The sequence below is a fragment of the uncultured Porphyromonas sp. genome, from assembly GCF_902489635.1.
Taxonomy (GTDB): domain Bacteria; phylum Bacteroidota; class Bacteroidia; order Bacteroidales; family Porphyromonadaceae; genus Porphyromonas.
The window spans coordinates 1-11,468 of sequence record NZ_CABUAN010000051.1; the positions used below are offsets into that span (position 1 = coordinate 1).

The 11,468-nt window shown below is 55.3% G+C and carries 10 protein-coding genes; 2 read left to right on the top strand and 8 right to left on the bottom strand.

Annotation, left to right across the window (positions count from 1 at the left end; translation table 11 throughout):
• Positions 1 to 208: hypothetical protein (locus tag RDM37_RS07970; RefSeq protein ID WP_308556553.1), on the top strand; the 208-nt coding region annotated here is incomplete at its 5' end.
• A gap of 265 nt (positions 209 to 473) precedes the next feature.
• Here the strand turns inward: RDM37_RS07970 and RDM37_RS07975 are convergent.
• From RDM37_RS07975 to RDM37_RS07995, 5 genes are all read right to left on the bottom strand, one after another.
• Positions 474 to 2,297, bottom strand: a complete 1,824-nt coding sequence (locus RDM37_RS07975; RefSeq protein ID WP_308556555.1) for a DNA topoisomerase 3 — start codon at positions 2,295 to 2,297, stop codon at positions 474 to 476.
• A gap of 10 nt (positions 2,298 to 2,307) precedes the next feature.
• Positions 2,308 to 3,430 (bottom strand): peptide chain release factor 2 gene (prfB, locus tag RDM37_RS07980; RefSeq protein WP_299368871.1). Its coding sequence is split into 2 segments (ribosomal slippage): positions 2,308 to 3,366 and positions 3,368 to 3,430, totalling 1,122 coding nucleotides; the frame shifts between segments, so codons are not numbered across the junction.
• 78 nt (positions 3,431 to 3,508) lie between these two features.
• Entirely contained in the window at positions 3,509 to 5,320 is a 1,812-nt protein-coding gene (locus tag RDM37_RS07985) for a long-chain fatty acid--CoA ligase (RefSeq protein ID WP_308556558.1), read from the bottom strand.
• A 48-nt stretch (positions 5,321 to 5,368) separates the two neighbouring features.
• A complete protein-coding gene (locus tag RDM37_RS07990; protein WP_308556560.1) occupies positions 5,369 to 6,028 on the bottom strand; it encodes a winged helix DNA-binding protein in 660 nt (219 codons plus the stop codon).
• 21 nt (positions 6,029 to 6,049) lie between these two features.
• A complete protein-coding gene (locus RDM37_RS07995; protein ID WP_308556562.1) occupies positions 6,050 to 6,256 on the bottom strand; it encodes a PspC domain-containing protein in 207 nt (68 codons plus the stop codon).
• Positions 6,257 to 6,870: 614 nt separating this feature from the next.
• Between RDM37_RS07995 and RDM37_RS08000 the strand changes: the two genes are divergently transcribed.
• The gene (locus tag RDM37_RS08000; RefSeq protein WP_308556564.1) at positions 6,871 to 7,143 is read left to right on the top strand and encodes an HU family DNA-binding protein; all 273 of its coding nucleotides are present in this window, start codon (positions 6,871 to 6,873) and stop codon (positions 7,141 to 7,143) included.
• A gap of 152 nt (positions 7,144 to 7,295) precedes the next feature.
• On the opposite strand, the gene RDM37_RS08005 is transcribed toward RDM37_RS08000, so the two are convergent.
• From RDM37_RS08005 to recR, 3 genes are read right to left on the bottom strand one after another with little or no spacing between them, the layout of a single operon-like run.
• Positions 7,296 to 8,654, bottom strand: coding sequence for an MATE family efflux transporter (locus RDM37_RS08005; protein ID WP_308556566.1), 1,359 nt, complete (start codon positions 8,652 to 8,654; stop codon positions 7,296 to 7,298).
• A 23-nt stretch (positions 8,655 to 8,677) separates the two neighbouring features.
• Positions 8,678 to 10,717 (bottom strand): NAD-dependent DNA ligase LigA, encoded by a 2,040-nt coding sequence (gene ligA, locus RDM37_RS08010; RefSeq protein ID WP_308556568.1) that lies wholly within the window; start codon positions 10,715 to 10,717, stop codon positions 8,678 to 8,680.
• Positions 10,718 to 10,723: 6 nt separating this feature from the next.
• Positions 10,724 to 11,341: a recombination mediator RecR gene (recR, locus tag RDM37_RS08015; RefSeq protein WP_308556569.1), complete on the bottom strand. Its 618-nt coding sequence runs from the start codon at positions 11,339 to 11,341 to the stop codon at positions 10,724 to 10,726.
• Between the last annotated feature and the right edge of the window lie 127 nt (positions 11,342 to 11,468).

The following is an 11,468-nucleotide window of genomic DNA, read 5'->3' on the forward strand; positions in this document are numbered from 1 at the left end:
GCGTCCGGAGCAGGGCGAGCTCCACTCCAAATTGCATTTTGGAGTGGAAAATACGCCAGCCAACACCTCTGACTGGGAAAATTCAACGCTGGGCAGTTACAACAATTTAGAGTCGGCTACATATCAAAACGGCGTCGTGTCAGGGAAAACTGATTTCCACGTGGATATTTCAAAATCTCCACGTGGAGAATTTTTATTTCCCAGGTAGGAAATAAAAAATTCCTCGGAGGAATCAAATGAAACTTCGGAGGAAATGAATGACGCCCACGTGGAAAATAAAAAATATCCACGTGGGGATTTGAGATTTTCCACGTGGATATTCGAGAAAGGAGGGGATTGGACGAATTTCCCCGTAAAGATATGTAAATAGAGATTAGAGGTTAGAAGTTAGAGATTAGAAGGGGCTTCCCTAGGGTCTCTAGTGCCACTAGGAGCACTAGTACTAGTGACGTTAAAGACGCTAGAGACTTTAACTAGAAGCCTCGCACCTCAGAGACGAGCGTGGAGACCTGTGCTTTGAGTTCGTTGAGAAACTGCCCTGGATCGTACTCCCGACTCTCTATCTGTCGCAGCTTGAGCTCCCAGCGACCCGTCAGCTCGGCACTCTTGAGCAGGGGATCTTGTATCGACTCGATCAGCTGTATGCCGGCCGGTGTGGCGCGTAGCGACTTGCCCTCACGAACTATGTAGCCCCGCTTGAAGAGCGTCTCGATGATAGCTGCGCGTGTGGAGGGGCGACCGATGCCGTTCATCTTAAGCGCATCTCGTAGCTCCTCATCCTCGACACCCTTGCCTGCCGTCTCCATAGCACGTAGGAGCGTTGCCTCCGTGTAGTAGCGGGGTGGCGTAGAGGTGCTCTCACGTATCGATGGCTCGTGCGGTCCCGACTCGCCTTTCTTGAAGGGGGGGAGTGTCTGCTCCTTCTCCTTCTCTTTACCTCCCTCTGTGGTGTCGTCTCCCTCCTTGCCACTGTCGGGCTTGAGTACCTCACGCCATCCCTCCACGAGGATCGTCTTGCCCGAGGCGCGCAGCGGATACTCCTCGACGGTAGCACGTACGGTGGTCGTCGAGACCTTAGCATCGGGGTAGAAGGCGGCTATGTAGCGCAGTGCCACGAGGAGGTAGATCTGCTCCTCATCGGGTGTGAGTCCGCTGCTCAGCTGTCCTGTCGGAATGATCGCATGGTGGTCGGTGATCTTCTTATTGTCAAAGACCTTTTTGCTCTTCTTCAGCGGCTTGCCACTGCTCAGTAGCGGTGCGATGAAGCCCCCGAGAGCCGCATGCCGTGCGATGCCCTGAAGTGTTTCTCCCACCTTAGGGTATTGGTCTTCGGGTAGGAAGGTGGTGTCGACACGTGGGTAGGTGGTCACCTTCTTCTCGTAGAGAGACTGTATGAGTCGGAGCGTTTGCTCAGCCGTGTAGCCAAACTTCTTATTTGCCTCCACCTGTAGCGAGGTGAGGTCGAAGAGTCGTGGCGGGTACTCCGTCGACTTCTTCTGCTCGACCGCCTGCACGATGAGGGGCTCCTTAGCGATTCGCTCGATCAGCTCCTCGACCTGCTGCCGCTCAGCAAAGGTCACCTCGACCTCTTGCGTTGTGTCTGCCCTAAAGAGCGTCCCCCGGTAAGTGGTCTGCATCTCGTAAGTGGTGACTGGTACGAAGCTCTCGATCTCCGCCTGTCTGTCAACGACCAGTGCCAGTGTCGGGGTCTGCACACGACCTACCGAGCGCACGCCTCGCTGCCGACCGCCATAGCGATCTGTGAGGGTGTAGAGGCGTGTCCCGTTGATCCCTAGGAGCCAGTCGCCGATGGCACGCGCCAAGCCAGCGTAGTAGAGCGTGTCTAGCTCTTTGCTGGGGCGCAAGTTGGCAAAGCCCTCGCGGATCGACTGGTCCGTAAGCGAAGAGATCCAGAGACGCTCCACGGGGCAGGTGCAACCCGCTAGTTGGAGCACCCAGCGCTGTATCAGCTCGCCCTCTTGGCCCGCATCGCCGCAGTTGATCACACGCTCAGCTTGCGAGACCAGCTCTTGGATAATGGCAAACTGCCGCTCGATGTGCTCCTCCTGGATCAGCTTGATGCCGAAGCGCTCTGGGATCATCGGCAGCGAAGCGAGTCGCCATCCTTGCCAACTGGTCTGGTAGTCCTCTGGCTCCTTGAGCGTGCAGAGGTGACCATAGGTCCAGGTGACCGCATAGCCATTGCCCTCGATATAGCCCGAGCGAGCCGTAGTGGCTCCGAGTATCTTGGCTATGTCACGCGCTACGGACGGTTTCTCAGCGATGCAGACGATCATAGAGGGTCACTTATTCATTAGTTGTACCAGCTCCCGTCTGCATCAGGTAAGCCTTGATAAAAGCATCTAGATCGCCATCCATGACCCCGTTGACATCGGAAGTCTGATAGTTGGTACGGTGATCCTTGACACGACGATCGTCGAAGACGTAGCTACGTATCTGGGAGCCCCACTCGATCTTCTTCTTATTTGCCTCGACCTCGCTCTGGGCAGCACGACGACGCTCCAGCTCCTTGTCGTAGAGCTGCGAGCGCAGGAGGCGCAGAGCGTTCTCACGATTGTCCATCTGTGAGCGCGTCTCAGTGTTTTCGATCACGATCTCCTCCGTCTCGCCCGTGTCGGGGTCGGTGTACTGGTAGTGTAGGCGTACGCCCGTCTCCACTTTGTTGACATTCTGCCCGCCAGCTCCGCTCGAGCGGAAGGTATCCCACGAGAGCAAGCCGGGGTTCACCTCGACCTCTATCGAGTCGTCTACGAGGGGTACGACAAAGACTGAGGCAAAGGAGGTCATTCGCTTGCCCTGTGCATTATAGGGTGAGACGCGTACGAGGCGGTGCACGCCGTTTTCACTCTTGAGGAAGCCGTAAGCCAGCTCGCCCTCGATCTGCATGGTGACCGTCTTGATACCGGCATCGTCACCGTCCTGCCAGTTGGTGATGGTCACCTTGTAGCCCGACCGCTCTGCCCAGCGCTGGTACATACGCACCAGCATAGAGGCCCAGTCCTGGCTCTCGGTGCCACCCGCACCCGCATTGATCTTGAGGACAGCCCCTAGGCGATCCTCCTCAGCGCTCAGCATGTTGCGTAGCTCGAGGTCTTCGACTAGCTTGATGGCACGTGCGTAGGCATCGTCCACATCTTGCTCTTCGACGGCCTCCTCTTTGTAAAAGTCGTACGCTAGAGCCACCTCCTGCGTAGCGGCATCGACAGCCTCAAAAGCCTCGATCCATGAGCGTATCTCGCCCACACGTCGCATCTGTTGCTGGGCTCGTGGCACATCATCCCAAAAGTCTGGAGCTTGTGTCCGGAGCTCCTCTTCTTCTAGTTGGACACGTCGCTGGTCGATGTCAAAGATACCTCCCCAGCGCCTTCGTGCGCTCCAACAGCTCTGCTAGTTGGTCCTGTGTTATCATAATATATAGTGTTGTCTAGAGAGCGTATACCACGATGCTGTGGCGTGCGCTCTTTGATGTATTGTGTGAAATGGAGGGTCAAAGGTACAGCTTTTCGATCAGCTCGGCGTACTGCTCGAGGATCGCTTTGCGCTTCAGCTTGAGCGTCGGAGTGAGTGTACCAGCCTCGATGGAGAATGGCTCGGCGAGCAGGGCGATGCGCTTGACCTTCTCAAAGCCCGCCAGATGAGCCTGCAGAGGCTCTATATGGCTTAGGAGCATGTCGCATACTTCGCTACGCTGCGCTAGGTCTGCCGTGGGGAGATCGGCCAGAGCCTCCTGACCACGCTCACGGAGTCGACGACGTAGCTGCTCGTAGTTTGGATAGATCAGTGCTGCGACAAACTTGCGTTCGTCGGCCACCACAGCGCACTGCTCGATGAGCGGACTACTGCTCAGGAGCGACTCGACCTGCTGCGGAGCGATGTACTTACCATTGCTCGTCTTGTACAGCTCTTTGATCCGCTCGGTGAAGAATAGTGTACTCCCTTCGAGTCGTCCGGCGTCGCCCGTGCGGAACCATCCGTCAGCAGTGAAGGCAGCTGCATTTGCCTCCTCATTGTGGTAGTATCCAGGCGTGATAGTATCGCCTCGTAGCTGTATCTCTTGCGTCTCGGGATCTATGCGTACCTCTACGCCTGGCACGACCTCCCCGACGGAGCCTATGACGTAGCGCCCCGGTATGTAGCAGGAGACTGTGGCTGAGGACTCGGAGAGCCCATAGCCCACGACAATGTTAAAGCCGGCAGACTGCAGGAACTCGTTGATCTCATTCGAGAGCGGAGCACCCGCTGTCGGGAAGAAGCGCCCCCGCTCCAGTCCTAAGACACGCTTGAGGATATAGAATACGGTGTAGCGGTAGAGGGCGTTGGAGATGCGTAGGCTCCATGGAGCTTTGCGTCCATGTATGCGGTAATCGATATGATACCTATGCCCCACGCGTAGAGCCTTCTTGTAGATCCGCTGCATCATTGGCTTCGCCTGCTCGATGTGCTCCTGTACGCCTTGGTAGACCTTCTCCCAGTAGCGCGGTACGTTGCACATTACTGTGGGGTGTATTTGGGGCATTAGCTCCATGATACGCTTAGGATTGGTCACGACGACCACTTTGATAGCTGTGGCAAGGCAAAAGTAGACCCAGAGCTTCTCGAAGACATGGCTCAGCGGGAGGAAGTTGACCGAGACGTCGTGATCGTTTAGCGTCGGAAAGAGGTTTTGGTGTCGCTCTACCTGCGTCAGGATCATGTGATGGGTGATCTGCACTCCCTTGGGTGTGCCTGTGGTGCCTGAGGTGTAGATGATGACAGCCGTCTCGTCTGCCGTGCCTGCACCTAGCTGCGCCCGTACCTCTGTCTCGTAGGGCATGGCATCGCCCATCGAGAGGAAGGTGTCGAAGTATTCACTCCGTTCATCGGTCGGATCACGCACCACCCGCTCGTCTAGTATGACCAGCTGCTGTAGTGTAGGGTGGGTCGCTAGGAGTGGGTAGACATTGTTGTACTGAAACTGCTCCCCCACGAGGATTAGCTTGACTCCTGCATGCTCCGTGATGTAGGCTACCTGCTCAGGCGAGCAAGTGGCATAGAGCGGTACGCAGACGGCACGTATCGCCATCAGTCCCAGCTCGGTGATGATGCCCTCCATCATGTTTTGCGAGTAAAGTGCCACGCGGTCGCCAGGCTGTACGCCAGCCCGTACAAGTGCCTGGGCGGCCAGCATAGCCTGCTCGGCTAGTTGCTCGCCACTCCACTCGTGCCACTGCTCCTCGGGCGTTCGATCCATATAGCGTAGGAGGGTCTTGTGGCGATAAGTGGTCGTAAAGAGTTTGAGCAGATCACTCAGATGGTTCATGATTAGGGTAGAGCTTAGACGTTAGAGATTAGAGGGAGTGCCAACTTGTTAGCGAGAGTGGTGGTCGATAGGCACCTTCTCGACAAGCTCTGCCAGATCAGTATCTCGCTCTGTGAGAAAGAGTGGATGATTGCTCTCGTAGATCTGCTCGTGGAGGGAGTGGAGGAAGATCTTCTGATCCCACGAGAGGTCTCGTAGGAGTATGTCGCTACTCTGCTGCATACGGGGTAGTAGCTCCTTGACCACCTCTCGCCCCTTAGGGGTGATGCTGAGGAGTAAGCTGCGCCTATCCTGTAGATTGCGTGTCTGGGAGATCAGTCCTCCCTTGAGTAGACGACGGATGATCTCACTGCCAGAGGTCTTTTCGACTACGTTGTAGTTGTTGAGTTCGGTCTTGGTCATCTCCCCTTTTGCCATGAGTGTGATGAGGTAGGAATACTCATCGATGGTCTGCAGGGGTGTGTCTTTGATCGCTTTACGCACGAGGCTACGCATATAGCGGTAGACGAAGCTGATGTCACGAGCTATCATCGCATTGAGATAGGCATGACGATGTGCCCCTACCTTAGGCTCTTCAGAGCTTTTTTGCTGCTCAAGGGCCTGATCGGCAAAGCGCAAAAAGTTGCTCATCGACTGCTCAGCATTCCCACGAAACTCCTCGTACTTCTCGACCAAATCGAGTAACTCATGTAGTAATGGGTAACTCATAGTACTATGTGCCAAAGTCCTTTAATAGTTGCTCCGTCGCTGCTCTAGTGGAACGAAAATCCACAAGAGAACGTAGATGGGGATGCCCGCAAAAGCTGTTGTGAATGTGAGTATCAAGTAGATGAGTCGTACGATCGTCGGATCCCACCCGAAGTAGTCAGCAATGCCGCCACATACGCCACCTATCCACGCTTCGCGAGAGCGATAAAGTCTCTTGTTGTTAGCCATAGTTGTATTGGTTGGTTTTTATTGATTAGTCTATCGTAGTTTCTTAGGCCAGAACTAGCTAAACTGCGCTGGTTCAGCTACAAATGTACAAAAAGTTCTAGACTTCAGTCCTGGCTGGGAAAACCCAACGCCGGCTCGATACAATAATTCAGAATCGGCTACGCATCGACATGGTGCTGTGTAGGAAAATACTGACTCCCACGTGGAAGTTTTCAAATCCCTCCGGAGGGACGAAATGATCCCCACGGAGGGACGAAATAAAACTTCGGAGGAAATGTTTCGCGCCCACGTGAAGAATTTTTCTCGTCCACGTGGATAGTTGACAATTCCCAGATGAGCATCTCTGTTTTTCTCCCTACGGGAAATGTGAAGGATACCGACCCGAGACGATGAGAAAACGAGCGAAAACAGCTGATTTGGCAAGAAAATGGCCCTCAGCGAGAGGATATTGAAAGATTTTTGCCCAAAATAGTTGCAGAGAAAGAAAAAATCACTATCTTTGGGGCGTGGATAGAGCTGAAAGTCTCTAGAGAGCTACTCTACAAGCCTTCAGAGCTATTCGCAAGGACCTACACATAGGACAAATGTATTACTAATCATAAACAAGTTTATCTATGAACAAAACAGATTTCATCAAGACTGTTGCCGAGAAGGCTCAGCTAACTCAGAAGGACACAAAGGCTGTCTATGAGGCTATGGTAGAGACCATCCACAAGGAAATGAAGAAGGGCGAGCGCCTCACACTCGTAGGCTTTGGCTCATTCTACGTTTCTAAGCGTGCTGCTCGCAAGGGCATCAACCCACAGTCTGGTAAGCCAATCCAGATCAAGGCTAGCAAGTCTATCAAGTTTAAGCCTAGCTCAGCTCTAGACATCAACAAGAAGTAAGCTCTAGCTACTTACACCACTGCCTTCGGGAGTGCTATGGCTCTCTCGAAGAGCATCAACAAACAAGAGGGGTAGACTCCATCAGAGTCTGCCCCTCTTGTCATACTATATTACGGCTGTTGAAAATGTCTGGCGTAAAGGTCAAATGTCTGCTATCTAGTCGCCCTGCGGAAGGAGTACCTGAGGATGAGTCCCAAGAGCGTGAGGCTCACAGGGAAGGCGAACCAGATGCCCATCAATTGCAGGGGAGCACCATGCAGCCCGATGTTAAAGCCGAAGAGCCATGCCATAGCGGGTGCCACAATCAGGTGGCAGAGAGCTGCAGCGGGTGCCAGTATCGTCACACGACTGATGCCTCTGAGCGCATTGGCATAGATGATCTGTAGTGCATCGCCTATCTGGTAGAGGCAGAGCGGGATGAGTGCTAGGTAAGTCGCCTCAGCGACCGAGAGGTCGGCATTGAAGAGGCGCACCACCGGCTCACGAAACAGGACTAAGAGCGGCATCATCACCGCTGCCACAAAGAGACAGAGGTAGACGCCCGCACTGGCTACACGACGTGTTTCTTGTCGCTCTCCTTGTGCTAGGAGCGTGCTGCTACGTATCGCTGTGGCTGCGCCGATGCCGTAGTAAACCATGAAGCCCAGCGTACTGACTGTCGCTATGATCTGATGCGCTGCCAAGGCTGACGTACCGATCCGAGCGACCAAGATGACCGCTATAGAAAAGGAAGCAGCCTCCATACCCATCTGCAGTGCTACGGGCGTGCCGAGTCGCAGCAATGGAGCCATTCCCTCACGCCACGACCAGCGCAAGCGTCGCAACCGCTCCAGGATCTCACGATAGCGTGGTAGCAGAGCGGTCACAGCAACAATCGCTAGCAGCATTGCTATGCGGCTGATCAGCGTTGCGAGGCCAGCACCATACAAGCCCCACTCGGGGAAGCCCCCTTTGCCATAGATGAGGAGGTAGTTGAGCCCGATGTTGAGTACATTGCCCGCTAGGGTGATATACATCGGGATCTGCGTATCTCCCATCCCCTCGGTGTACTGCTTGAACGTATTGAAGAGCATCACCACCATAAAGCCCACGATCTGGATACGGTAGTAGGGGAGGGCTATGGCGTGCAGCTCATGGGGTAGATTGAACAGCTCCAGACTCCCCTCGAGGAGTAGGAGTCCCCCTCCGATTAGGAGGGCGATCAAGAGGTTGAGCAGGAAGCTATGCCCTAAGTAGTGCGCCACCTGATCGGAGCGTCCCCATTCCTTATTGGTTGCCACCAGCGGCGTCAGACCGTAGGAGAAGCCCATGCCGAAGATGATGACTAGGTTAAGAAAGTTATTGACAAAGGAAGCTGCCGCCAGCTCGTCTAAGCTGTGGTGACTCACCATCACATTGTCGGCAAAGCCCACGAGAATCAGTCCCACCTGCCCGATGATCACGGGCAGCCCCAGTCGTAGCAAAGGCCCGTAATGCACCCGACAGCTCCGATAGTATGCACTCCAGCTCATATCACACGAACCGCACCGGACGACTAAGAGTTAAGGCGAGCGAGAAACTCCTCCTCCGTGACGAGCGGGATGCCGAGCTCCTCAGCTTTAGCACGCTTTGAGGGACCCATATCGCTACCCATCAGGACGAAGGTCGTACGGCCGGAGATGCTCCCTACGTTAGTTCCGCCATGCTGCTCGATGAGCTGCTTATACTCGTCACGGCTGTGCTGGGTGAAGCTCCCTGAGATAACGATGCGCTCGCCTTCGAGGCGGTTGGACTGAGGCGTATCGGTCGCCTCTTCGGCACGCTCCTCTAGGATTACGCCACAGCGCTGCAGCTCTGCGATCAACTGCTGGTTACGCTCTAGCGAGAAGAAGTAAACGACCTGCTCCGCTATCTTCGGCCCTACATCGGGCAGTGCTTGTAGCTCGTAGTCGGTCGCCTGGGCTAGACGCTCGATGCTCTGGAAGTGTCGTGCCAGTGTCTTCGCCGTGCCCTCGCCGACATAGCGGATCCCGATGCCGTAGAGTAGACGCGCGAAGGGGCGACTCTTCGACTGCTCGATGCTGGCGAGGAGGTTGTTGATCGACTTCTCCTTAAAGTTCGGCAGCTGCGCCAGATCGCTAGCTGTGAGCTTATAGAGGTCGTCAATGTTTTCGATAAGATGTCTGTCAAAGAGCGCATCGATCGTCTCAGGACCCACGTTGATGTCTGCAGCTCGTCGTGTGCAGTAGTGCTCGATGCGCCCCATGATCTGTGGCGGGCAGGCGTAGCTGTTGACACAGTAGTAGCCCACCGAGCCATCGATCTGCTGAAGTGGCGCACCACAAGCGGGACAGCGCTCAGGCAGGCGTACAGGCTCCGCCTCGGGTCGTCTGAGACTGGTCTCCACAGCGGTAATCTTAGGAATGATCTCGCCGCCCTTCTCTATATATACGTAGTCATGGTAGTGTAGGTCGAGGCTCTTGATGAACTCCTCGTTGTGCAGTGTAGCGCGACGCACCACCGTCCCCGAGATGAGGACCGGCTCCACATTGGCCACAGGCGTGACGATACCTGAGCGACCCACCTGATAGTCCACCGAGAGAAGCTCCGCGCGCGCATTCTCTGGCTGATACTTGTAGGCAAAAGCCCATCGTGGCGACTTCGCCGTATTGCCGAGCGCACGTTGCTGCGTGAGACTGTCCACCTTGAGGACGATACCATCCGTGGCGTAGGGCAGATCGCCCCGCTGCACGTCCCACTCATCTATATAATGGTATAGTGCCGACAGGTCGCTACTCTTAAATGGTACGACGCCCGTGTCAAAGCCCATCTCCTCCAGGAGCTTCATCCGCTCATAGTAACTATCCGGCAGACGAGTCTCATCATCTAGCGCATAGAGGTAGTAGCAGATGCAGAGCAGACGACGCTGCGCCACGACACGACTATTGAGCGTCTTGAGCGTACCCGCAGCCGCATTGCGCGGATTGGCAAAAGGCGCTTCGCCCTCAGTCGCGCGCTCGCCATTGAGCCGCTCGAACTCCTTGAAGGGCAGTAACACTTCGCCACGCACCTCGATGCGCCCCGTCGTATAGTCGGGATGCCCCGCAACGGGGCGCAGACGTAGCGGCACCGACTGGATCGTCCGCACATTGACCGTCACGTCATCGCCGAGCGTCCCGTCACCACGCGTCACGGCACGCACCAGCACCCCCTCCTCGTAGATGAGCGATATGGAAGAGCCGTCATACTTCATCTCCGCCACCCACGGTACATCGTCCGTAGCTAGGAGCGTGTCGGTACGCTCGCAGATCTCAGCGATCTCGTCGTAGTTGTACGTGTTCGAGAGCGAAAGCATCGGCCGCTCGTGCGCCACCTGAACGAAAGCATCGTTTCGATCTCGCCCCACACGTAGGGATGGCGAGGTCGGGTCTGCAAACTCAGGGTGCTCCGCCTCCAACGTAAGGAGTCGCTGCATCAGGGCGTCGTAGTCCGCATCGCTAATGGTCGGGGCATTGTCTAGGTAGTAAGCGCGGTTGTGCTGCTCGATGGTTTTGCGCAGCTGCTCGATCTCTAGCTCTGTATTATTGGATGTCATAGGGAGTTACTTCACTTGGTCAAAGGGGGTACGATTCGCGATGGCGCTCCCGAGCGTCACCTCGTCGGCATACTCGATCTCGTCACCGATAGAGATACCCCGTGCGATGAGCGAGACCAGCACACCCGTAGACTCTAGACGCTTATATATATAGTAGTTGGTCGTGTCACCCTCTAGGGTCGAGCGTATGGCGAGGATCACCTCACGGACAGACTCTTCCTGGACACGCTCGTAGAGCGACTCGATCTCTAGGTCGTTTGGCGTGATGCCATCTATGGGAGAGATGATCCCGCCCAAGACGTGGTATAGACCTTTGTATCGGTGCGTCTGCTCGATGGTCAGCACGTCCTTCACCTGCTCGACCACGCAGACGGTGCTCTGGTCACGTTGCGGATCGGAGCAAATGTCGCAGAGCGGGCTGTCGCTGATGCAGTGGCACCGCTCGCAGTAGCAGATCTTCTGGCGAAGGTCTATGATCGCCTCCCCCAGATGCTGCGCATAGGAGGGCGGCTGACGAAGCAGGTGCAACGCCATACGCATAGCAGTCTTGCGCCCTATGCCAGGAAGGAGGGAGAGCTGATCTACGGCACGCTCGAGCCATTGGGAGGGGTACTGATCTTTCATAGTTTAGTAGGTCGCCACAAAGATACGAAAATGGCGACTGTCGATTGTAGGATATCAAGACGAGTAACGATTTGCTTTCTAAGTTCATATGCAAGTAAAAAGCGAAGTTTTTTCTCGTTTCGGAAGC

What these genes read in the sequence shown, in the direction of transcription:
- RDM37_RS07975 (WP_308556555.1), bottom strand. Translation starts at nt 2,297, where the DNA reads ATGATCGTCTGCATCGCTGAGAAACCGTCCGTAGCGCGTGACATAGCC.
- RDM37_RS07985 (WP_308556558.1), bottom strand. Translation starts at nt 5,320, where the DNA reads ATGAACCATCTGAGTGATCTGCTCAAACTCTTTACGACCACTTATCGC.
- RDM37_RS07990 (WP_308556560.1), bottom strand. Translation starts at nt 6,028, where the DNA reads ATGAGTTACCCATTACTACATGAGTTACTCGATTTGGTCGAGAAGTAC.
- RDM37_RS07995 (WP_308556562.1), bottom strand. Translation starts at nt 6,256, where the DNA reads ATGGCTAACAACAAGAGACTTTATCGCTCTCGCGAAGCGTGGATAGGT.
- RDM37_RS08000 (WP_308556564.1), top strand. Translation starts at nt 6,871, where the DNA reads ATGAACAAAACAGATTTCATCAAGACTGTTGCCGAGAAGGCTCAGCTA.
- RDM37_RS08005 (WP_308556566.1), bottom strand. Translation starts at nt 8,654, where the DNA reads ATGAGCTGGAGTGCATACTATCGGAGCTGTCGGGTGCATTACGGGCCT.
- ligA (WP_308556568.1), bottom strand. Translation starts at nt 10,717, where the DNA reads ATGACATCCAATAATACAGAGCTAGAGATCGAGCAGCTGCGCAAAACC.
- recR (WP_308556569.1), bottom strand. Translation starts at nt 11,341, where the DNA reads ATGAAAGATCAGTACCCCTCCCAATGGCTCGAGCGTGCCGTAGATCAG.